The sequence below is a fragment of the Candidatus Chromulinivoraceae bacterium genome (assembly GCA_035478595.1).
Taxonomy (GTDB): domain Bacteria; phylum Patescibacteriota; class Saccharimonadia; order Saccharimonadales; family Saccharimonadaceae; genus CAMLKC01.
This window is the reverse complement of sequence record DATIJL010000010.1, coordinates 63,437-86,426: the sequence shown is the minus strand read 5'-3', so window position 1 is coordinate 86,426 and position 22,990 is coordinate 63,437. Positions and strand designations below refer to the sequence as shown.

Genomic DNA, 22,990 nt, shown 5'->3' with positions numbered 1-22,990 from the left:
CGTAAAAATATACTTGTATTCAGCGTTCTTCTGTAGTACAATAATATCTCTGAAAGCATACTCTAATTTATCATTGTGAATATAGTTCTTGTCGTTTTAATTGTCATTGTCCTTATTGGCTTTTCGGCCATTTGTTCTGGACTTAACGTAGCACTTATGTCGCTTGATATTCATGATCTCCAGCGAAAAGCCAAACTTGGTAACCTCAACGCCAAACATGTATTGCCGCTTCGTCACAATACTCATTTAACCCTTGCGGCCATCCTCATTACTAACGTTGCCGCCGTTTCCGCCACATCACTTGTACTTGAAAGTGTCGTATACGGTATTTTTGCAGGAGCGATTGCTACGCTTGCAACAGTCATTTTTGGTGAGATTTTGCCCCAGGCTATTTTTAACCGCCACGCTCTCGCTTATACCGCTAGGTTTCGTTGGGCTATGTATATTATGATTACGGTTACTTTTCCGGTTTCAAAGCCGCTACAACTGCTTCTCGATAGTCTTTTTAAAAAAGAACCTATGCACCTACAGTCACGCCGTGAACTTGGCATAATGATCAGTGAACATCTTGGTCACGAAGAAAGCGAACTCGATGAAGATGAGGTTGAAATTATCCGGGGGGCTTTGCAACTAAGTGAGAAAAAAGTACGTGATATTATGATGCCAATCGAAAAGGTGTTCTGGCTCACTCCAGATACTATTTTGACCGATGCTAAAATCGATGAGATAAAAGCTGCAGGACGCAGCCGTATACCTATCTTTAATCGAGATAGATCACAGTGTTACGGCGTTCTACTCATGAAAGAGCTCGTCGATGTTGACTTCGATGAAAAAACCTACCGTGTTGATGATCTGACACTACACCCTGTGCGTCTAGTTGGCAGTAAGACCGCACTCGATACGATGCTTCGCAAGTTTATTGCCACCAGCACCCACCTCATTCCCGTCGAAAAAGATGAGCGCATTGTTGGCATTGTTACGATCGAAGATATTATCGAAGAGATCGTAGGTCAAGAGATCGAAGACGAAACTGATCGTAGCCGCAAAAGACGCTACTCTCCCGTCGCCGATTAGCGTAACGCATCTATAATAGCTGCAACAAACGCAGGAATATCGTCGGGCTTACGACTGGTAATAAATTTACCGTCAACTGCCACTTCTTGATCTACCCATTTGCCGCCAGCGTTGATTATGTCGTCAGCTAATGTATGGTAGCTTGTCAACGTTCTACCGCGCACAAGCCCACTCGAGACTAGCAACCAGGCTCCATGGCATATTGCGGCGACTGGCTTACTCGCATCAGCCATGTCCTGCACAAATTCCTGTGCAGCCTTTTCTATCCGAAGATGATCCGCATTTACTACCCCACCCGGGATAACCACCGCATCAAATTTAGATGAATCCAATTTATCGATTGTCGTATCGACCGGCACCTCACGGCCCATTTCAACATGTCGTAAAGCTTGTATAAAGTCATCATGCGGAGCAGCCACGATTACCTCGGCTCCCATGTCTCGAAGCTGCGTTAATGGTTCAACAAGCTCTGATTCTTCAAAATAATCCGTTGCCACAATGGCGATTCGTTTGCCTGTAAGATCTGTCATATACCCCCTACGAACTAAGATTTCTTTTTAGGCACTTTTGCACCCTCTTTACGAGCTTCACTGAGCCCGATGGCCACAGCTTGTTTTTGGCTAGTTACTTTTTTGCCACTCGTACCGCTTTTAAGCTTGCCCTTTTTCATTTCTTCAACTGCTTTTTTAACTTTTTCTTGTGATTTTGGACTATATTTTGCCATAATAATCTCCTTTTTACCACAAGGGCGGCCTTTAGGCCGCCCAGTTATATCCTATTTATTGTTGTGTGAAGAAGTGCCAGGTTATCGTTGCGACTACTGACAGTCCAAGTGCAATTTCTACCATTCCCATATATATTCTCCTCTGCAAGAGCATTTATTTGGTTATTTGATGGTGCACACCACAATCCTTATTATACCAAGTTTTGCTTGATAGGACATAAGCATAAGCGTTACAATAAAGGGGTAAGAAGGAGAGGAGAATTATATGACAAATATACAAAAGTTCGATCCATTTGCGGAGATTAACGCACTGCAGCGACAGTTCTTTGGAGATGATTGGTTGTCACCCAAAAGTATGACCATACCAACAACTGACGTCTATACAAAGAATGATAAGGAACTCGTTATTGAATCGCATCTACCGCACTTCGACCAAAGCGACGTTGATGTACATGTAGAGAATGGTTCGCTCATCATTCAGGCTGAAAAGCATGAAAAAGAGGACGACAAAGACAAAAAATATGTCGTACGAGAAAGCTCTAGTAGTTTTTATCGTCGTATCTCTCTACCAGATCGAGCAGACAGCGACTCTATAGTCGCCCACCTAGAAGACGGTATCCTTAAGGTTGCCATACCACTTCAGCCACTTCCCAAACCTAAAAAGATTACTGTCAAAACCAAGAAAAAGTAAATTCATCCGCCCTATGGCTTCGCCTCCACGAAGCCATATTTATTTTTTGGAGCATCTTTTAGTTTCGAACAAGAAACAGAACAACCATACATCGCTCTAGACGACTCTTGATCGTGCAGTAGCCTAGTAGTTTTCGTTTCATATCTTTTGCATACCTTTGTTACAATAGATATATGCAGACTGTTTCTCGACTCATAGAAAAATTCGTACCAGAACATTATCAACTTAGCCTCGACCTAAAGCGAGTAGAACGTACATTTAGTGGAATTATCACAATGAACGGCATTAGCACCGTACCTGGTGGAATTGCTGTTCATGCTAAAGATCTGACCATAACTTCGGTGTTGGTTGATGGTAAAAAAGCTGAATATAGTCTAGGTGAAAACGATGAGTTAACAGTTACACGCGCTGACATCGCCCCTGGCCGTCATATCGTCGTCTTCGAATTTGATGGTATCATTACCGATGCTCTACACGGTCTCTATCCCTGCTACTACGACGATAACGGCGTTAAAAAAGAATTACTTATGACACAATTCGAGAGCCATCACGCTCGGGAAGTCTTCCCCTGTATTGATGAGCCAGAAGCAAAGGCGGCATACGACATCGCTCTTACGACTGAGCCAGATATAATTGTACTCGGGAACATGCCTGTTCACAGCCAAAAGTTAGAAGACAACCGTTTAATAACAGTTTTTGATACCACCCCTCGGATGAGCTCGTATCTAGTTGCCTGGATGGCTGGCGAGTTACACAAAAGGACTGCCATGACAAAGCGTGGCGTTGAAGTAAATGTTTGGGCTACACCTGCGCAAAAACCCACAAGTCTTGATTTTGCACTTGATAACGCTGTAAAAACCATCGACTTTTTTGAAACATACTTTGATACACCCTATCCACTACCAAAATCCGACCACGTAGCTGTACCAGATTTTAGCTCGGGTGCAATGGAAAACTGGGGTCTCATCACTTATCGTGAAGTAGCCCTATTGGCCGATCCAGAAACAACAAGCATCAGCAGCAAGCACTATATCGCAACGGTCGTTGCCCATGAGCTAAGCCACCAATGGTTTGGCAATCTTGTAACTATGAAATGGTGGAACAACCTCTGGCTCAACGAAAGTTTTGCTACACTTATGGAATATATCGCCGTGGACGCTCTTCATCCGGACTGGAACATCTGGCTAGACTTCTCTACAACCGAGAGTATTCTTGCCCTCCGTCGAGATAGCCTTGAAGGCGTGCAGCCAGTTCAAGTAGAGGTTAACCATCCGGATGAGATAAGCACACTATTTGATGGCGCTATAGTCTACGCCAAAGGCGCTCGCCTACTCCGCATGTGCCAACAATATATCGGTCACGAAGCATTCCAGACTGGTCTGAAAGCGTATTTCACTGCTCACAAATATAGCAACACCGAAGGTAATGATCTATGGTCAGTGCTCTCACAGGCGAGCGGCAAAGACATTACCAAGCTTATGAATACCTGGATCTCACAATCTGGCTATCCAGTGATAGAGGCGACGGTGGTTGACAATAAGATTACCCTTTCACAACACCAGTTCTTTATTGGACCACACGAGCCCACACAAAAAATATGGCCAGTACCACTGAATGCTTCGGACCCACAGGTGCCAGCTTTGCTTGAAACCCCAACTCTTACCGTAGATTACCTGGATGCTAGCACATTACGTCTTAACGTCGGCGATAGCGCGCATTTTATCACAAAATATGACGACGAACTCCTTGCGAAGCTCATCGCACAGGTTCGTACTGGCGAGCTTGCGCCACTCGACCGCCTGCAACTTCTACACGAACAAACACTCCTAGCCCGAGGCGGTATCATCTCCAGTGCTACACTGATCCCTCTTATCGAAGCATACCAGCACGAAACTACAGAAGCCGTTTGGGATATCATTTCACTCGCCCTAGGAGAACTTAAAAAGTTTGTTGAGACCGATAAGACAGCTGAGGATCAGCTGCGAGCTTTGGCTGGTAGAATTGCCCGCGCCCAATACGAACGACTTGGCTGGGAAGTAAAAGACGCAGAGTCTGAGACCGATACAAAGCTGCGGGCCAATATCATTGGCATGATGATCTATTCACAGGAGCCAAGTGTACTAGAAACAGCCAAAAAGCTTTACACTGACGTGTCCATTGACCGGCTCGACCCCGAACTTCGTGCGCTTATTATTGGCACCGCGGTACGCTACACTGACAGCCAACGTATTATAGATACGCTCGTCACACAATACCGATCTACTGCATCATCTGATCTTAGACAAGATATCGCCAATGGTCTCACGTCTACCCGCGACGCAGTAGTAGTAAAGCGTCTTCTTGATCTCATTCCAGATGCTTCGACTGTTCGTCCGCAAGACGCAGGACATTGGTTCGTCTGGCTTATTAGAAACCGTGATGGGCGCGTGATGGCGTGGCAATGGATGCGCGACAACTGGTCATGGATCGAAAAGACGTTTGGTGGTGATAAGAGTTACGATGATTACCCACGTTTTGCCGCAAGTGCCCTCGTGACAAGGCAACAACTAAGCGAATACCGTGCATTCTTTGGCCCACTGAAGGATATTCCGGCCTTAACGCGAGTTATTACGATCGGAGCAAGCGAAATTGAAGGTCGCGTTGCTCTTCTTGAGCGTGATACTATAGCTGTTCGCGAAGCCTTAGCCAAGCTTTAAAAGTCACTAACTAGCTGCAAATGAACCATTCATCCCCGAGCTTGAAAGCTCGGGGATGAATGGTTGGGGAATAAACACTACCAATTGCAGGCTCATCACGTATGCAACCTTTATCCACGTATCATAACTGACGTATCATACTTAACTAGTGGCGCATAGGACAGTCTATGAAATGGCGTCACACCCAATAGGTCAATCGCGCTACGATGTGCTGCCGTACCATAACCGACATGACCACTAAATTTGTAGCCTGGAAAAATCATATCAAGATGTTTCATATAGTTATCTCTAGCTACCTTTGCAACGATCGAAGCAGCGGACACGCTCGGCACAAGTAAATCAGCCTTTTTCATAACTCTTACGCGCGGATCATCAATGAATTTTACAGTACCATCAATGATGATCTCGTCATAAGTCGTATGTATATGCGCAACGGCCATCCTTGAAGCAAGTTTAAGTGCCTCGCTCAGACCAATACGATCAATCTGTTTGGCGCTCACCCACCCAAGACCAATGCCGGCTGCTTTTTGACGTATTTCGACATTGAGCCGTTCACGTTGTAATCGTGTTAGCTTTTTACTATCGGTCAAACCTTCAATCGGAACACTCGCAAGAAGAACAGCGCCCACAACAAGCGGGCCAGCCCATGCACCTCTTCCTACCTCATCAATCCCGACAATCATACAGCTAGTATACAGAATTTGTCATTATTAATCGAATAGTACACTATATGCAAAGTCCTACTCACTGGGAGGTGCTTCGTGGACTGGGAGACACTTCGTGATCTTCACGACGAAACTGTATCGCAACTCAAGGACATAACGTTCCATTGCGCGCTCGTGACTCGAACCAAGGTTATTCTTACTGCAGACGAAGAGATTTACACCTACACTCATTTTCACTGCGGTGAGGAGGGTATGGTAGCACACTTCACAGCTTCACTCCTCGAAAGGTTGGGGTTTGGGGATTTTTCCAAGCTGCTCAAAGCACTTGCTCGCTGTGACGAGCTCCTTGCATTCCAAACTTCTTCAGACTGGAGCTTCCACACCCGCACAAGAGGCGACAAGACTATGTCATCCCGTCAGTAGGACGCTCGCCTGCCTATGAAAACGGCAGGCGAGAAAGTCCTAGAAATTAAGAAATCAAAAAACGCCTTGTGTGCAATCAAGGCGTTTAATGAACAAGAGAATGGTTTTACGCTTCAGTTTCAGCTGGAGCTTCTTCTTTGGCTGGCTTTACGTTGTTTGCGGCGTTTATTGCTTCGCGATCAAAGTTTTTTGCAACAAGACGAGCGCTTTTGCCACTACGGTTACGTAGAAATGAAAGATAGTTACGGCGAACCTTTGCACGACGTACAACCTCTACCTTATCAACAAGTGGGCTGTGAAGTAAAAAGCTCTTTTCAACACCAACACCGCTTGCAACCTTACGTACAGTAATGCGTGCTGTATGAGACTGCTTATTGTCAGTACGGATAACAACACCTTCAAACATCTGGATACGCTCTTTAGCACCTTCTTTAATTTTTTGGTAAACACGAACGGTATCACCGCTGCGAACATCAACGATAGCAGGCTTTTTCTGCTCGTCGTTCACTTTTTGGATTAATGCAAAACTCATTCTTCTCTCGCTTTACTATTTATAGATACAATCAGCTATTAACTATAGCAGATAGATGCATTTTTTGAAAGGGGTCACGAGCATTTTAGACGAAAGGCGATATAATAGAATAATGAACTACGACGAAATGGCCCTCGAACTGCACAAACAATATGCCGGCAAAATCAAGACCACGCTTCGAGATACAAGCGAACTCACAAAAGAAAAACTCAGCTGCTACTACACTCCAGGGGTAGCGGCCGTCAGTCGAGCCATCGCCGGGGACCCCTCTCTTCTGCCAGTCTACACCTGGACAAATAACCTCGTTGCTGTTATTTCCGACGGTTCAGCCGTTCTAGGCCTTGGAAATATCGGACCAAAAGGCTCCATGCCTGTTATGGAAGGTAAGGCCCTACTTTTTAAGCATTTCGCAGGCATTGATAGTGTTCCTATTACACTGGACATCCATACACCAGACGAAATCATCACCACTGTTAAAGCAATATCATCAAGTTTTGGCGCTATTAATCTCGAAGATATAGCCGCTCCTCAGTGTTTTGAGATAGAAGAGCGGCTAAAGGCAGAGCTAGATATTCCGGTCTTTCACGACGACCAACACGGCACGGCGATTGTCGTACTTGCTGGTATCATAAATGCCATGAAAGTAACTGGTAAAAAGCTTGAGGATTGCAAAATTGTTATTGTCGGCGCAGGAGCGGCCGGTACTGCCATCACAAAATTACTCCACCTCTACGCTAAACCTCAGATCCTTGCGGTTGACAGTAAGGGCATTATCGGTAATTCACGACAAGATCTTAATGAAGCTAAAAAACTTTTACTAGACTATATCGATACCTCAGCTCAGGGGTCTCTCGCCGACGCACTCACAGACGCCGATGTCTTTATTGGCGTCAGTCAACCTGGACTCCTCACTCCTGAATTAATTAAAAAAATGGCAACTCAGCCCATTGTTTTTGCGCTCGCCAATCCAACACCAGAGATCATGCCAGATGTCGCCAAGCAGGCCGGTGTTGCTATTATGGCTACCGGACGAAGCGATTTTCCTAATCAGGTGAATAATGCGATAGCTTTCCCGGGAATTTTTCGCGGCGCGCTCGACAACAAAGTTAAAACAATCACTGATCAGCACAAGATTGCAGCAGCTAAGGTTATTACTAGTCTTGTTGACACCCCAGACGCTGAGCACATTATTCCGCCCGTATTTGACGAACGACTCGTTCCTTCTATCGCTAAGGTAATCAAGTAATTTCGCGTAGTTGTTGAAGTTTTGGCTGTGACAAGGCGACGGTGATAAGACCGGTCGCTTCACCCGTTACCCCTCCTTGCTCATAGGCGCGCAAGATACGACCCGGCATCTTGATAAAATCTTCATGTACACCCGGAACAACAACGATGTTAACACCTGCGCGTCGTGCAACTTCGATCTTACGTGGGTGAGATTGAAACAACTTGTCATGTCTCATGAGCGCAAGACCAGTTATAATTCCCGCTCCCTACGCTGCGCTAGACGTCTTCAGTGCATCAAAGAGTGCTACCTGACCCATCAACGCATATTACCTTCAAGGTGTAGTAGCAGCTCTGCTGTGCCGTCACGGATGCAACCGTTCACCTCGTCAGGTTCATAGCCAGGTACAACACTGTGAAGCGCAAGCTCCGTTGTACTTGCAATTCCTCTCAAGGCAAGCAATGGAGCCCATACAGGAACCGGTGGCGCGATAGCAGTTATCGAATCTGGGCTCATATCCTTTAGCGCTACCATCCCTGCTGAATGAGTTATCACATCCGCTTGGCGAGTCATCCGTTCAAGCCGAGCAGCATCGGTCATCGCCTCTCTAAAAGGTATCGCTTCGACATCCTCGTCGTAATGCGCCGCGAGTGACTGGGCAACCTTTTCCATTTGCCGTGGACCGCTCGCAAAACCGCCTACCAAGACTTTGTGCGCCATAGTTTAATTATCATATCATAAAAAGTGACACACCGCCACCTATAAAGATCCCTGATCAAGCTGCGCTAGAACCTCTGTTGGATACAGCACAAACTCATCGTGATGACCCAAAATCATATCGACTATCGTTACTCCCTGATCTTTCGCGAGTTCAAGATGCGGATGTGTTGCAGCCTGAGGAAACAATTTGTCATTCTCCATGAATCCAAGCGTCACTTTGCTACCGCATCTTACCATTTCTACCGCTTGTTGAGCAGCATCGAACGCGCCTATCTCACGCACTAATGCATTATTGAGGTATGGACGTAGAATATGTTCTTTTATGAAATGCAGGTGATAAGCAAGCAACTTTTGTGGACGATCTATAGACTCTCGACCGCTTGCAATAAGTGCAATCGTTTTAGGGAATGACCTCCAAAGAAGTAGTGACGGCAAAGATGGCATTGGAGGTGCAATCGCAATAAGCTCTTTTGGTGCCATATTTTTCAGCAGCACCATGCCTGTCGAGTGAGTAATAACCAAACATTCCGGTACGAGCCGCGCTACCTGTGCGTTATTCTTATATGCCTCACTAAAAGACATAGCCATGACATTAACGTCAAATTGCGTCGCTAGCGCAGACGCAAGTGCATCAACAAGATGCGAATCACTTCCCACCCCGCCAATATACAAGATTTTTTTCACAGGCCTCCTTAAAAGGCTAGATTACCCGGTTTATCTCCTCGAGCGTTGTTTCTCCTCGAAGAGCGGCTAGTACACCTACCTGCAGCAACGTTAGCATGCCGCCTGCCATCGCTTCTTTTTCAATCACCTCTGCATGGACGTCTTTTACCTCTCCACGAAGGAACTTCTGAATGTTTTCAGTCACTAGCATTTGTTCCATTATAACGATTCGGCCTTTATAGCCAAACGGCACATCGTCGCTCGGAACAGGTTTCCAGAGCTTGAAGTTTTCAAGATCAGGCTTGTCCATATCATCTGGTAGGTTCTCGAGGACTTTCTGAACATACTGCTTGGTTGACTCGTCTGGATCATATTCTTCTTTTGTATCGTCATAAAGTCGACGGACCAACCGCTGTGCGATGAGCATACGAATAGCTGAACTAAAGATAGGGTTGACCCCGATAAGATCTATCATGCGACTAAACGCAGCACTCGTGGAGTTGGCGTGAAAGCTTGAGAGCACCAAGTGACCTGTAATTGATGCTTGGATAGCTGTTTTAGCCGTATCCTGGTCTCGAATCTCACCGATCATCACAACATCTGGGTCAAGACGAAGTACCGACCTTAAGCCTTCGGCGAAGCTTTGGCCATTTGTTGTACTAATTGGAATTTGTGAAATACCGTCAAGACCATATTCGATCGGGTCTTCGAGTGTAATAAGCTTACGATCTGGTGTGTTGAGAGCGTTCAGCATGCTATACAGCGTGGTTGACTTACCAGAACCAGTCGGACCGACCATCAGCACCATACCGCGAGGGTGGCTAATAACCTCATCGATCTCTTTACGTTGTTTTTCAGGAATACTCAGACGATCAAGATTTAGAAGACTCTCGTCAAAGTTAAAGAGACGCAGCACCGCGTCCTGCCCATACATTGTAGGTACTGTCTCAACACGGATGTTGAGCAAATGTGTTGCACTATCACGCGTTATCTCCTTTTGCATATGCCCGGATTGTGGTTCGGTTGCTGCCGAAGATACATTTGCGCGCGATGCCAATTCACCCATAATGATTCGATAGCGATCCTTATCGAGATCAGCGACAGGGTGTAGAGCACCATCAATACGCATGCGAATACGGATGTAGGTTCGCTCGTTTTCAATGTGAATATCGCTCGCATTAAGCTTATCCGCCTGCGTAATAAGATAGTCAAAAACTTGATCACTTCCCACGGAATTAAGCGTTTTACTGACCTGAGTAATCGTTTCACTATCACCTTCTTTGGCGATTTCAATATCCTCGTAAATAACTTTCTTCGGAGGATCGAAGCGGTTCATAAATTGCGTGAAGCCACTACCGCTAATGAGCAGGAACTGCGTGTTATCTCCTCGATCGCTGAACTCTTTCTCCATCGCCTTGATAAGAGACTGGGGGGTCTGGCTTGTAACGCCAAATCTATATGGCTCACTACCAGCACCCGGAATAAGCGGAACGATGTGTCCTCGATACATTTCCTCGATGCTTAGCATATCTTTTGCGAGCGGAAGAGTCTGCTCTATACTTCGGGTGTCAAGATATTGCAAACCCAGGATGGCTGCACGCTGCTGTGTAGACTTTTCATCTTGTTCTCGCCGTCGTTCCTGAATCTTGTCTTCGTCCATTACATGTAGTCTATCAGAAAGCGCTAGCATTTTACAGTGGTATAATCATGAGATATGCGAGAAATCATCGTTATTGCGCACAACATTCGCTCCACTCATAACGTAGGTGCAATTTTCCGTACCAGCGAAGGTTTTGGGATATCCAAGATTATTTTTAGCGGCTATACGCCTCTACCATCTTTTCAAGGCGATACTCGTCTACCTCATATTGCTGAAAAGTTGACAAGTCAAATCCATAAAACAGCTCTAGGCGCGGAAACCATTGTGCCTTTCGAATATCAGGAAATACCGAATCTCGAACAGCTCAAACAAGCTGGCTACGCCATTGTAGGTCTCGAACAAGCTGAGCGATCATACAAGTTGCCAAACTACACGCCTCCACAAAAAATCGTGCTCCTTCTTGGCGAGGAAGTACATGGCATATCCCAGGATCTGCTAGAACAGTGCGATGACATTATCGAGATTCCGATGGTTGGCAAAAAGGAGTCATTCAATGTTAGCGTTGCTGCAGGCATAGCGCTTTATGCATTGATAATGGCCTAGTTAGCGGCTCTGGAAGTGAATAAATACTACGCCGGAGCTCTGAATGTCCATTGTACTGTATTCGCCTGTGCCACCAAAGTTGTATTGGCTTACGCCGACCCATCCACCGCCTTCAATCGAGTTTACAAGCATGGCATGTCCAATTGGTGCAAATCCAGGTGTCGGAGGCAAAATAGCGACTGACCCCACCTCAGGTGTGTTATCTGTGTACGCGCCCATACGCGAAGTCGTTGATGGCCATTGGTACGCGTTACCTGCACCCGCAAAGTTTTGCACATCTTTACCATAAATACTGTAAGCGCCCCATGCGGTGTAACTAACGCATTCACGGTTTAAAAGACCCCACTGATCAGAGTAGCTGTCCTGTGCACCACAAAGGCTATAGCCACCACCGCCACAACCAGTGTTACCGCTGTAATTACGAAACTGGAATGAACCAACGGTACCATAGTTGTACATACCACCGCCAGTAATGCGCTGCAAGGCTGCACGCTGCTGAGCTGCGATGGCCGCCATTTGCGCCTGACCATCGGCAACCTTCTGTTGATACGCGGCTTCATTGCCCTGAGTTTGCGTTAGCAGTTGCTGTTGCTCAGCCTGCTTTGCAGCGAGCGTATCTTGTTGGGCTTTTTGCTGAGCGAGGACCTTAGCAACATCCTGTTGATCTTTTTCTAGTTGAGCTTTGAGGGTTTTAACTGCATCGATTGTACCGTTAAGCTTATCCCGAGCCGACGTCTGGTAGGTATTCTTATCCATATACTCACCCACATTCTTACTGCTAGCGAGCATTTCAAGCGGTGAAACACTTCCATTTACATAAAGATCCGCAATAATATCGCCTAGTGCCTTTTGATTATCGGCTAGTTTTTGCTTATTGACAGTAATATCATTCGTAAGTTTATCGTACTGTGCCTGCGAGAGATTAACCTCTGCCTGAATTCCATTGACCTCAGCCTGGATAGCATCAACAGCAGCCTGAAGCGAGCTGGCTTGCTTGTGGTATTCATTCGCTTGAGCCTGGAACTGGTTAACTTGCGCCCGTATTGCGTTAATCTGATCGTCATATTGATCCGCATGGACCGCATTTGTTGTCAGCATTAGCGGCGCAGCTATAGCTACGAGTGCTGCACACACACCAATAGTAGCCCGGGAGACTCGGGAGCGGAAGGATGATGTGTGTCGGTTGAATCTATTCACTAGTACCCAACCTATCACAAGCATAAGAGGCATGCAACGGCCGACCTCTATATACGTTGTTTATTTTAATACGACACAGTCTTCACCAAGTTGCTTTACCAACACGCTTATTAGCGCATCGCTCCCATCCACCCTGAACGGTAACTTGATAGCCGATCTTTTATCAGCACCGAGAACAAGAACAATATCTGTATTTCCTGAAAAATCACTACACGTGCGTTTTAACTCGACAAGCGCTTCGTGATTGTCCGGTTCTTTAACATGAACGAATAATTTTTTAACCACAGGTATATCTTCAATCGGGCGCGGGCGTTCCGCTATAGACGCGGCCGGTTTAGGTTCAGCTGGCAAAGTGCTAGCTGATGCGCTCACAACAGGATCGGTTTTTTTAGCACGGTGCTCGGCAACTCTCATAGCTTTTACCTTAGAACTCATACGAGGTGTCTCCATCTTGCGCCCGGTCCCTTCATAACTACGCAGCTCCTCATCAGTCACAACAACCACTTCATCGGCTATCATTTTGGCTTCGTCACCTAAATTGCCATCCCGGTCACGCGCGCTAACCTTACCAGATACTCGAATAACTGCATCTTGGACTAGCTTTGCACCTGTTTGTTCATACAAGTTAGGAAAAATAATAACCTCAGCCTCATTCGTCTTATCCTCAAGCTTAACGAATGCCATCTTAGTGCCTGATTTGGTTACAATCGTACGAACGGCGCTTACTAGACCTCCAATGGTTGCTTTCTTACCATCAATCTCTGGCTTCATATGCGCAAGTGGAATTGTCTGCTCTTCAAAATACGTGTCGTAGTTATCAAGCGGATGCGCACTAATATACAGGCCTAAGAGTTCTCGTTCCCATGTAAGATGCTCTTTCTCGGTATATTTGGTTGGCGCTATTTGGAACGTCATAGTCGGCTGGATACTCGCACCATCGCTCAAACCACCGAAAAGATCTGTCTGACCACTCAGTGCCTCTTTTTGTATCTTACTTGCAAAGGCCTGAATCGTTTCAAGATTAAATAGTAGGTCCGAACGATCGCCGAATTCATCAAAGCCACCAGATTTGATTAATGATTCCCAGGCCTTTTTATTGAACTTACTAATGCTCACACGCTTTGCGAAATCCTCAATACTCGTAAATTTACCGTCTTTGCGAGCACGGAGAACTTCCTCAACTGCGCCCATACCCACGCCCTTAACAGCAGCCATACCAAAACGGATTTCATTCTGACCTGGCACAACAGCAAATTCTACATATGAGTCGTTGACGCTCGGCGATAGCACAGTTAGCCCCATATGCTTACACTCACTAATCTCAATGGCCAATCGATCAATATCATCATGGTCACTTGTCATAACCGCCGCCATAAAGGCGTCTGGGTAGTGCGCCTTGAGGTAGGCTGTCCAGTATGATATAAGTCCGTAGCAAGCAGCATGCGACTTGTTAAAGCAGTAGTTAGCGAACTCTTCTAGCTGACTCCAAAACGTCTCAGCCTGCTCCCGAGTAGCGCCACTGACCTTAACAGCGCCCTCAACAAACTCCGGCTTTACTTTCATCATGAGATCGATCTTCTTTTTACCGACAGCCTTACGCAGCGTGTCAGCTTGACCGCCGGTAAATCCGCACCATTCCTTAGAAATCTGCATGAACTGCTCTTGGTAGACCAGAATACCATAAGTACTTTTGAGTGAATTCTCCATTCCAGGATGAAGATATGTAATAGGTTCGATACCATGTTTGCGCTTAATAAAGCTATCAATAAACTGCATTGGACCAGGGCGATACAAAGCCACCATGGCGATAATATCCTCAAAAACAGTTGGTTTAAGATCACGCAAGTAGCGTTTCATTCCTGCAGACTCAAGCTGGAATACCCCGGTGGTATCACCGCGCTGAAACAACTCATACGTCTTCTCATCGTCTAGTGGCAAATTAGAAAGATCAATTTCGTCTTTGTATACTTTGCGAATAATACGCAGAGCGTTATTGATAATCGTTAAGTTAGAAAGACCCAAGAAGTCCATCTTAAGCAAGCCGAGTTCCTCAACCTCGCCCATTGGGAACTGTGTAGAGATGACGCCTTTTTGTGCCATCTCAAGCGGCAGATATTTTACCAGTTCATCTGGTGCAATTACCACACCACAGGCGTGCACACCGTGCGAACGGATTGTGCCCTCTAGGCGCACCGCGTAATCAAACACCTGTTTTGCTGTCGGATTGGTTTCATATTCCTTTTTAAGATCAACATCTTCTTTAATACTCACTTTGAGTGGAATATGACGCCCTTGTGCGGGTGGTGGAATCATTTTACTGAGACGGTCAGCCTCGGCATATGGAACCTGCAGTACACGTGCTACGTCGCGCACAGCAGCACGTGCAGCCATCTTACCAAAGGTTACAATATTTGAAACATGGTCAGCGCCATATTTATCTGAACAATACTGGATCACCTCATCACGACGCGTATCCTGAATATCCACATCGATATCCGGCATGCTAATACGGTCAGGGTTAAGGAATCGCTCGAAGAGCAGGCTATACTTTAACGGATCGAGATCAGTGATATTAAGTGCATAGGCAATGATCGATCCTGCCGCCGAACCTCGTCCAGGTCCAAAAATAATCCCTTGCGCCTTACCCCAGTTAATAAAGTCCTGCACAATTAAAAAGTAACCGTTATAGCCCATGTTATCGAGAACTGCCAATTCCATATCGAGACGATCTAGCTGCTCTGGCTGGAGAATTTGACGAATCTCCTCTACCGAAAGTTCGCCTGCCTCCTCGCGCGTTTTACCAGCGTACCTAGCGGCCATACCACGAAAGACTAGCTTATCAAGAAAGGTTTTTTCGGTTTCACCTTCGGGAACCGGAAATGTTGGAATCAAGATCCGACCCAACTCAATCTCAACGTTGCACCTGTCGGCAATTCGACGTGTGTTAAGGATTGCCTCTGGATGGGTCTTACTCCAACGACCAATAATGTCCTTAGGGTCAGTCACATGAAGCTCAAAATCCTTCAAGCTCATGCGCTTTTCGTCAGACAGGAACGAGCCAGTACCAACACATAGCAAAATCTCATGAGCATCTGTGTCATCGTGGCGAACATAGTGCGCATCGCTTGTCACAACGTAGGGAATGTCAAGCTCATCTGCAAGTCTTAGTAGATACTCATTTAGTTTTACCTGCACATCCCATTGTGCTGGCGCATCAGGATGACCATGGTCTTGAAGCTCTAAATAATAGCGATCACCAAGGAGATTTTTATACCAAGATGCAATTCTCTTAGCCTCTTCATAATTATCTGCACGAAGATTTTCTCCTAGTTCACCACTTGCACAACCAGATAGGACAATAAGACCCTCGTTATGTTGTTCTAGGAGGTCGTGGTCAATACGAGGCTTATAATACATTCCTTCGAGGTTAGCAGTCGTCGAAAGTAACATAAGATTTCTCAGACCTGTCTCATTCATAGAAAGAAGTGTTAAGTGATAACGCCCTTTATCTTTAGCTGGATCTCGATCAAAGCGTGTTCTAGCGGCAACGTAGGCCTCCATACCGAGAATTGGTTTAATGCCCGCAGCCTTAGCAGACTTATAAAAGTCAATGGAACCCGACATCGTTCCATGGTCGGTAATGGCACATGCCTCCATGCCCATTTCTTTGACCACATCAACAAGCTCGCCTACTTTTGTAAGACCATCGAGCAGGCTATGATGTGTGTGATTATGCAGATGCACATAATCAGACAACTTCAAGTCTGATGCCGCAACCGGTTTTTCCTCTACTGCTACCCCCATACTATCCTTATTATAGCAAGTTCCTGCTTTTGCTTAGCCGTGATGTTTACAACGACCAATTATTTTTTGTTATTCTGTAGTGTTTGTTGGACCTGCTCGATAGACTGGCCTATACCTGGAACATTCGTAAAAAGACTCAGCGTCCAAACAAGTAGAACGACAACAACTGTGCCGCCAAGCACACTACCCAAACCAAAGAATATCCCCCTAAAAAAGTTCATCTTGTATATCTGAGTCCGACTACGATTAAAATCATAAAATAAATCTTCAAGCACACTCTCACGAGCGCTACGTTCGTTGCCCTTTTGGATGTTTTCTTTTGTTTTTGTGATAATGTTTTTCTCGCTCATAACCCTCTCCTTCACATAGAATGGCACACTAGATCTAGTGTGCCATTGTTTTTACGTTCGTTCAAGTACAGGATTACTTGTCTTTTTCGCTGAATCCTTTTTTTGCTCCTTCAAGCGCACGTTCACCTCGATCCTTAAGATCTCCGGCTTTCTCTTTGAGATCTGTCACCATCTCATCCGAGTAGTCTTTAGCTTCGGCACTCTTGCGTGCTGCACTTTCCTTAAGCTCCGTAGCCTTATCCTTGATATCTGCGCGCGTCTCTTTGCCAGATTTCGGTGCAGTCAGAAGACCAGCAACAATACCAGCAGCTGCACCGATAATTGCCCCTAATGCGAATTTGCCTTTTGTCATTTACTTCTCCTTTTTCGTCTTCTTCATAAACTTAGTAACCATTCGCATGATAAGCATCGGAGAAATAGTTCTGCTAACCCCAGATACTGCCTTTTCAATATGCTCAGCCGTCCGCTGAGCGGAGTCAGTTACCGTCCTTATTTGTTTCGTTACTTTTATTAGCATTGCAGTAAGAGCAATCGCTAGTAGTAAAAATACACCCAAAAATATTGACAGAATTATTACCAGAACTTGAGCCCAATCCATAGAGCAGCTTCCTTACTAGACGTACCGTTATTTTTTAATCATTTTTACGATCCATATAAGGAGAAGTGCTCCTAATACGGCCACGACAAAGCTGTATATATTAAATCCATTTACACCGCTGCCACCAAGAAGTTCGACAACCCATCCACCGATAACACCGCCAACAATACCGACAACTATGTTTTTGAGAAGGCCACCCTCCTCTTTCATTATCATGTTAGCTACCCACCCAGCGAGTCCACCGAGTATTATCCATCCAATCCAGCCCATTAAAAACCTCCTTTGGATTAGTTGATATTTACATACACTATTGTAACGGTTTTTTGCTGCAAGCGCACGTTTACAGCTAGATCTACTTGAGTTTTGACTGGAGATGGCGAAGAAGGTCGGGACCAAGCTCATCGTGAGCAAGACCGAAGTCAATGACCGTCTTAAGATATTCTAACTTATCACCAGTATCATAATACGTGCCGTCTTTAATCTCATAGGCAAGGTAGTCGTGACCTTCATCAATCATCTTTTGCATGATTGGTTGGAATGTAAATTCACCCACGCCATCGAATGTCTGCTGCGCTTCTTCAAGGTAGTTAAAGAAATCGCCCTTTAGAAGATAGCTACTTACCGAAGCTAGGTCGGATGGAGCCTTGTCTTTCCCTGGCTTTTCAACGATATGTGACATCTTGATAAGACCATCCTGCATCACCTCACCAGCCGCAATACCGTACTTGTCGTACTCGGCATCTGAAAGAACTTTTTTACACGAAAGTACCGCACCATCATATTGCTCGTAGATATCGATCATCTGACGGAATCTACTTGGCGAAGATACGATGAAATCATCGGCCCAGGTGTAAATAAACGTCTCGTCCTTGCCAATAAGGTGTGCGGCACTCATAAGTGGGGTCGCATTTCCGTATGGTCCTTTTTGACGGATGTAAATGAAATTAGCCAGGTTAGAGAGACGGTCGAGTTCATCAATATAGTGTTGCTTTTTAGTGCCACCAGCACGAAGGTTAGCTAACAGATCTTCATTTGGTACATCAAAATGATCTTCAATCGCACGCTTGTTACTACTGCCTACAATAATAATATCTTTAATGCCTGCCTCAACAAGCTCTTCTACGACATACTGGATAATCGGCTTGTCGATGAGCGGAATCATTTCCTTCGGCATTGCTTTGGTTTGAGGCAAGAACCGCGTCCCAAATCCGGCTGCTGCGATAATTGCCTTGGTTGGTTTTTTCACTTACTTTTCCTCCTTCTGAATTTGCTTCAATCTGTCGTATGCCGCCAAAACAGCAGCTGGATCTGTCATCCGGCCCGCCTTAGCAGCCACGATGAATTCATCAATACTCCTTAACTCGAGGTTGATGAACTCATCATGATCAAGCGACTGGTCGTCCACGAGCATACAGTCAGTGGCAAGGTAATAGAACCATTCCCCATTCAAATATGCATCGCGACTGAACTTTCCTAAAAATTCGACCCCTCCGGGCTCATAGCCCGTTTCCTCACGCAGCTCTCGGATAGCTGCGGCTTGAGGATCTTCATCCTCATCTACATAACCCCCGGGAATTTCTCCCATTATTTCTTCTGGCCCCGGCCTAAACTGTCGACAAACAATCACCTGCTTATCTTTTGTTATAGCGATCACTCCAGTGGCACGCCGACCTTCTGCAAGAAAGGTAGCTCGTGTTGCCAGTTTGCCATCCGGTAATTCAAACGTCTTAACAACAATGTTATGGTAATCAATCTTATTTACAATCGTAGGATCAATACGTTTCCAAGGTTTCACAGTATAGCCCTCAAAACAACACATAAGGCCTACCTTTTGGGCAAGCCTTACGACATCATTTACTTTAATTTTTCGCGAATCAGTTTTTGTGCAAGCGCCGGATTGGCCTTACCTTGGGACTTTTTCATAATTTGGCCGACCAGATAGCCAATGGCTTTTTCTTTACCCTCTTTTATATCAGTAATCGACTGTTCACTTAACGGATCGGCTAGCACTTCATCGACAATCGCTGCAATTGCCGACTCGTCACTGACCTGTAACAGGTTCTTACTTTCAGCTATCTCGCGCGCCGTTTTCTCACTTGTGAGAAGTTCCAAAAAGACCTCTTTAGCAGTCGTCGAACTAAGCTCATTCGCTTCAACCATATGAGCTAGTTCGATAAAGACATCTGGTGAAAGCTCATTCATTTGAACGGTCGTTGGCTCGTCATCGTTATGACCGAGCGCGCTCGCAAACCAGTGAGCAACACGTTTTGCGATAGCATTTCCGGCTTTTTCCTGAATATCAGTAACAAGCTCTGCGAATTGCTGCGTCGCAAGTAGTGAATCCACAACCGAGCGATCTAGTTCAAGCGTGAGCCAGCGTTCACGGTATTCGGGTGGTAGCATCGGCACAGCGGCCTGGATTTCTTCAATCTCAGTATTGCTCAAAATAACCGGTGGAATATCTGCATCAGGCATATAACGGTAATCCTGTGCGTCCTCTTTTGAACGCTGTGAGTTGGTACGCATCTTAGCGTCATCCCAACCACGAGTCTCCTGTACTACCTTCTCACCTTTTTCAAGCAATTCTACTTGACGATGAAATTCGTATTCGGCTGCTTTTTCAACGCTTCTAAACGAATTAAGGTTTTTCACCTCGGCACGTTTACCAAGTTCTGTCGCACCCTTTGGCGCAACCGAAACGTTTACGTCAAACCGCATGTTTCCATGATATAGATTACCGAACGTCACGCCGGCGTAGATCATAAGACGATGCAATTCACTTGCATACGCCTTTGCCTCTGCCGCTGAATGCATATCCGGCTCCGATACAACCTCAATCAGTGGCGTACCTGCTCGGTTGAGATCAACTAAACTGTAATCACCGAAATGCGTCAACTTACCAGCATCCTCTTCCATGTGGGCGTGATGGATTCGCACCTTCACTGTTCCGCCATCCTCTAGAGGTGCGTCAATATACCCAGCCAGAATAATAGGCTGATACATTTGAGTGGTCTGGTAACCTTTAGGAAGATCAGGGTAAAAGTAGTGCTTGCGGTCAAATCGACTTGTATTTGCTATCTTTGCATTGAGTGCTTTGCCTGCCTTGATAGCAAAATCTACGGCTTTCCGGTTTAAAATAGGCAGCATGCCAGGTAGACCAAAATCTATTGGACTCACTACACTGTTTGGCGCCTTGTCACGAGCATCATTATCAGCACCGCTAAAGAGCTTCGTATCAGTAGCAAGTTGAACATGACATTCTATACCAATTGTCATTTCATATTTATTTAAGATATCTTCACTTACCATTAAATTGCTCCTACATCTTTTAGCGCTTGCTTAAATGCGCCGAGCGCACGGCGCGCATCGTCATATCCCACGGTAACTTCGGGCTCGTGAGCTATTTGGTTGCGTAGTTTATGGGCGGTCCAAACAGCATTAGCGTTACTCCAGGTGTCTTTAGCAACCTTCATACGTTCACCCATCGTCTCCCCTTTGATGCCGCGCTCTTTCAGCGCTTGATCAAGTAACTTGTCTGCATTTAGCACAGTCATAGAAAGACTCGACGGATCATCACGATTCAACTGTTTTTCAATGGCAAGCCAGCGCATACGGTATTTTTCAATATCAAGAGGTGCTGGGCCTTTTTTTGTAATAAAGATCACTATCACCAACAAAATGGCAACAACCAGTACTCCAACAAGAAAAGCAAAAATAGTCGTACTATCCACGGTTAGTTACCTCCATAGATCGAGCGAGAGCTAGAAGCGCGGCATCACTTTTACGTGGACCCATCAGCTGCACACCGATAGGCAGACCGTCGTCAGTTACACCGGCAGGAACGCTAATAGCAGGAATACCAGCAAGACTTGGTGCTACAGTCATAATATCCGAGAGATACATTTTGACAGGATCGGCCGTATTTTCACCAATACCAAAGGCCGGTGTCGGAGCTGTTGGCCCAACAAGTGCATCATACTGCGAAAATAGCCTATCATATTCTTTTACAAGCAGTGTGCGAGCTTTCTGCGCCTGTAGGTAGTAGGCGTCAAAGTAGCCACTCGAAAGAACATAGCTACCAATCATGATACGACGCTTGTTTTCCGTCACAAACCCTTCTTCACGGCTTTTACCATAGAGTTCTGCAAGTGTCATATCGCCTTCAGCACGATGTCCATATCGAATACCGTCATAACGAGCCAAGTTACTCGTAACCTCGGCTGGCACGATGATGTAGTACATTGCCAGCGCATACTTAACCATAGGAAGACTAACTTCCTCTACCGTATGGCCTGCTGCACGAAGTTTTTCAACATATTCTATAACATGCTGACGAACAACTTCATCCACGTCGTCACTCATATATTCTTTTAAAAGACCGACCTTTTGAGCAGGTTTTACCTCTTCTGGTGCAAAAAAGTCAGGTAGTGTCGTCATATCATTAAAATCACGACCACTCATTACATCCATAACCAGCTCAGCATCAGCCACTTCTTTCGTGAAGCAACCGATTGTATCAGTACTGCTTGCCATTGCAACAACTCCATACCGACTTACCATCCCATAGGTAGGTTTTACACCTACGACACCATTAAAGCTCGCAGGCTGACGGATAGAACCACCAGTGTCGCTACCCAGCGCAAAGGGTACGACATCGAGTGCAGTTATAACAGCGGAACCACCACTACTACCACCAGCAACTTTGGTTTTATCGTAAGCATTTTTTGTAACACCAAAGGCTGAGTTTTCTGTACTACCACCGTGCGCGAAAGCGTCAAGATTAGCCTTTCCAATACAAATAGCACCTGCGGTCTCTAGCTTCTCGATGACAGTCGCCTGCAGAGGTGCCTCGAAGTTTTCAAGCATCTTGCTGGCCGCCGTCGTTGGCGCGCCAAAGGCTAAGAAGTTATCTTTTGCGACAAACGGTACACCAGCAAGCTTACCGAGCTTTTCGCCGCTCTTAATACGCGCATCAATATCGTCGGCACGGTCTAACGCCCGCTCTCTTGTGAGAGAAAGTAGCGCATGATAATCTTCATTATCTTGAGCTTTCTGAAGTGCTTCTTCAATATGTTGACGAGCGGTTTTTTTACCGCTTTTAATATCGCTTACAATTACATCAATTCGACTCATTATAATACTTTCGGCACCTTAACTTGGTTGTTTTTAGCCTCTGGTGAGAGAGCCAGAAGTTGCTCACGCGTTACATGATCGTCGATCACCTGATCTTCACGCCATACGTTCTCTAGATCCGTTACTTGGTAAGTCGGTTCAACTCCTGTCGTATCGAGCTCGCCGAGTTGCTCGATATACTGCAGGATATTACTAATATCTTGTTGCAACCCATCAGTATCGCTATCAGAAAGGTGCAGGCTGCTTAACTGTGCAAGGTGTTGCACGTCGTCACGAGAAATTTGTGTCATAG

The 22,990-nt window shown here is 45.7% G+C and carries 24 protein-coding genes and 1 pseudogene; 6 read left to right on the top strand and 19 right to left on the bottom strand.

Translation table 11 applies throughout. From position 1 onward, the window contains the following. Window positions 1-75 precede the first annotated feature (75 nt). Entirely contained in the window at window positions 76-1,074 is a 999-nt protein-coding gene (locus tag VLG36_02610) for a CNNM domain-containing protein (protein HSW77665.1), read from the top strand. Here the strand turns inward: VLG36_02610 and VLG36_02605 are convergent. Further along, the gene (locus VLG36_02605; GenBank protein HSW77664.1) at window positions 1,071-1,604 is read right to left on the bottom strand and encodes a type 1 glutamine amidotransferase domain-containing protein; all 534 of its coding nucleotides are present in this window, start codon (window positions 1,602-1,604) and stop codon (window positions 1,071-1,073) included. The two genes, VLG36_02610 and VLG36_02605, sit on opposite strands and share 4 nt — an antisense overlap. A 14-nt stretch (window positions 1,605-1,618) precedes the next feature. Next, complete coding sequence (locus VLG36_02600; protein ID HSW77663.1) at window positions 1,619-1,798, bottom strand: DUF6496 domain-containing protein; 180 nt, start codon at window positions 1,796-1,798, stop codon at window positions 1,619-1,621. 265 nt (window positions 1,799-2,063) lie between these two features. On the opposite strand from VLG36_02600, the gene VLG36_02595 reads away from it, so the two are divergent. After that, complete coding sequence (locus VLG36_02595; GenBank protein ID HSW77662.1) at window positions 2,064-2,489, top strand: Hsp20/alpha crystallin family protein; 426 nt, start codon at window positions 2,064-2,066, stop codon at window positions 2,487-2,489. A 173-nt stretch (window positions 2,490-2,662) separates the two neighbouring features. After that, window positions 2,663-5,185, top strand: coding sequence for a M1 family metallopeptidase (locus VLG36_02590; GenBank protein ID HSW77661.1), 2,523 nt, complete (start codon window positions 2,663-2,665; stop codon window positions 5,183-5,185). A 110-nt stretch (window positions 5,186-5,295) separates the two neighbouring features. Here VLG36_02590 and VLG36_02585 read toward each other — a convergent pair whose 3' ends face one another. Continuing rightward, complete coding sequence (locus VLG36_02585; protein ID HSW77660.1) at window positions 5,296-5,868, bottom strand: ribonuclease HII; 573 nt, start codon at window positions 5,866-5,868, stop codon at window positions 5,296-5,298. Window positions 5,869-5,946: 78 nt separating this feature from the next. Here VLG36_02585 and VLG36_02580 point away from each other — a divergent pair, with 78 nt between their 5' ends. Then, window positions 5,947-6,273, top strand: coding sequence for a hypothetical protein (locus tag VLG36_02580; protein ID HSW77659.1), 327 nt, complete (start codon window positions 5,947-5,949; stop codon window positions 6,271-6,273). A 196-nt stretch (window positions 6,274-6,469) separates the two neighbouring features. Here VLG36_02580 and rplS read toward each other — a convergent pair. Continuing rightward, window positions 6,470-6,805: pseudogene (gene rplS, locus VLG36_02575) on the bottom strand (50S ribosomal protein L19). A gap of 112 nt (window positions 6,806-6,917) precedes the next feature. Here rplS and VLG36_02570 point away from each other — a divergent pair. Then, window positions 6,918-8,051 carry an NADP-dependent malic enzyme gene (locus tag VLG36_02570; protein ID HSW77658.1) on the top strand — a complete coding sequence of 378 codons (1,134 nt, stop codon included), beginning with the start codon at window positions 6,918-6,920 and terminating at the stop codon, window positions 8,049-8,051. Here the strand turns inward: VLG36_02570 and VLG36_02565 are convergent. The 4 genes from VLG36_02565 to VLG36_02550 form a co-directional block, all read right to left on the bottom strand. Beyond that, window positions 8,044-8,268, bottom strand: coding sequence for a hypothetical protein (locus VLG36_02565; GenBank protein ID HSW77657.1), 225 nt, complete (start codon window positions 8,266-8,268; stop codon window positions 8,044-8,046). The two genes, VLG36_02570 and VLG36_02565, sit on opposite strands and share 8 nt — an antisense overlap. An 80-nt stretch (window positions 8,269-8,348) precedes the next feature. After that, on the bottom strand, window positions 8,349-8,750 hold the full coding sequence (locus VLG36_02560) for a hypothetical protein (GenBank protein ID HSW77656.1): 402 nt from the start codon (window positions 8,748-8,750) through the stop codon (window positions 8,349-8,351). A gap of 39 nt (window positions 8,751-8,789) precedes the next feature. Beyond that, window positions 8,790-9,434 carry a hypothetical protein gene (locus tag VLG36_02555; protein HSW77655.1) on the bottom strand — a complete coding sequence of 215 codons (645 nt, stop codon included), beginning with the start codon at window positions 9,432-9,434 and terminating at the stop codon, window positions 8,790-8,792. A gap of 16 nt (window positions 9,435-9,450) precedes the next feature. Then, window positions 9,451-11,073, bottom strand: coding sequence for a GspE/PulE family protein (locus tag VLG36_02550; GenBank protein ID HSW77654.1), 1,623 nt, complete (start codon window positions 11,071-11,073; stop codon window positions 9,451-9,453). A 54-nt stretch (window positions 11,074-11,127) separates the two neighbouring features. On the opposite strand from VLG36_02550, the gene VLG36_02545 reads away from it, so the two are divergent. Continuing rightward, window positions 11,128-11,616: a TrmH family RNA methyltransferase gene (locus tag VLG36_02545; GenBank protein ID HSW77653.1), complete on the top strand. Its 489-nt coding sequence runs from the start codon at window positions 11,128-11,130 to the stop codon at window positions 11,614-11,616. Here the strand turns inward: VLG36_02545 and VLG36_02540 are convergent, their stop codons facing one another. The 11 genes from VLG36_02540 to gatC all read right to left on the bottom strand — a co-directional run bounded on the left by VLG36_02540 (window position 11,617) and on the right by gatC (window position 22,988). Further along, window positions 11,617-12,813, bottom strand: a complete 1,197-nt coding sequence (locus VLG36_02540) for a CHAP domain-containing protein (GenBank protein ID HSW77652.1) — start codon at window positions 12,811-12,813, stop codon at window positions 11,617-11,619. 60 nt (window positions 12,814-12,873) lie between these two features. Next, window positions 12,874-16,617, bottom strand: coding sequence for a DNA polymerase III subunit alpha (gene dnaE, locus VLG36_02535; protein HSW77651.1), 3,744 nt, complete (start codon window positions 16,615-16,617; stop codon window positions 12,874-12,876). 59 nt (window positions 16,618-16,676) lie between these two features. Continuing rightward, entirely contained in the window at window positions 16,677-16,967 is a 291-nt protein-coding gene (locus VLG36_02530; GenBank protein HSW77650.1) for a DUF5665 domain-containing protein, read from the bottom strand. A 73-nt stretch (window positions 16,968-17,040) separates the two neighbouring features. Continuing rightward, on the bottom strand, window positions 17,041-17,319 hold the full coding sequence (locus tag VLG36_02525; GenBank protein ID HSW77649.1) for a YtxH domain-containing protein: 279 nt from the start codon (window positions 17,317-17,319) through the stop codon (window positions 17,041-17,043). Between the two features lie 273 nt (window positions 17,320-17,592). Continuing rightward, window positions 17,593-17,835 (bottom strand): GlsB/YeaQ/YmgE family stress response membrane protein, encoded by a 243-nt coding sequence (locus VLG36_02520; GenBank protein ID HSW77648.1) that lies wholly within the window; start codon window positions 17,833-17,835, stop codon window positions 17,593-17,595. Window positions 17,836-17,917: 82 nt separating this feature from the next. Beyond that, on the bottom strand, window positions 17,918-18,811 hold the full coding sequence (locus tag VLG36_02515) for a sugar phosphate nucleotidyltransferase (GenBank protein ID HSW77647.1): 894 nt from the start codon (window positions 18,809-18,811) through the stop codon (window positions 17,918-17,920). Beyond that, a complete protein-coding gene (locus tag VLG36_02510) occupies window positions 18,812-19,360 on the bottom strand; it encodes an NUDIX hydrolase (GenBank protein HSW77646.1) in 549 nt (182 codons plus the stop codon). It abuts the gene before it with no gap. A 59-nt stretch (window positions 19,361-19,419) separates the two neighbouring features. Next, a complete protein-coding gene (gatB, locus tag VLG36_02505; GenBank protein HSW77645.1) occupies window positions 19,420-20,874 on the bottom strand; it encodes an Asp-tRNA(Asn)/Glu-tRNA(Gln) amidotransferase subunit GatB in 1,455 nt (484 codons plus the stop codon). Then, on the bottom strand, window positions 20,874-21,296 hold the full coding sequence (locus VLG36_02500) for a hypothetical protein (GenBank protein HSW77644.1): 423 nt from the start codon (window positions 21,294-21,296) through the stop codon (window positions 20,874-20,876). Before VLG36_02500 ends, gatB begins: the two co-directional genes overlap by 1 nt. Further along, the gene (gene gatA / locus VLG36_02495; protein HSW77643.1) at window positions 21,289-22,698 is read right to left on the bottom strand and encodes an Asp-tRNA(Asn)/Glu-tRNA(Gln) amidotransferase subunit GatA; all 1,410 of its coding nucleotides are present in this window, start codon (window positions 22,696-22,698) and stop codon (window positions 21,289-21,291) included. The genes VLG36_02500 and gatA overlap by 8 nt, the downstream gene beginning before the upstream one ends. Further along, entirely contained in the window at window positions 22,698-22,988 is a 291-nt protein-coding gene (gene gatC / locus VLG36_02490) for an Asp-tRNA(Asn)/Glu-tRNA(Gln) amidotransferase subunit GatC (protein ID HSW77642.1), read from the bottom strand. Before gatC ends, gatA begins: the two co-directional genes overlap by 1 nt. Window positions 22,989-22,990 lie beyond the last annotated feature (2 nt).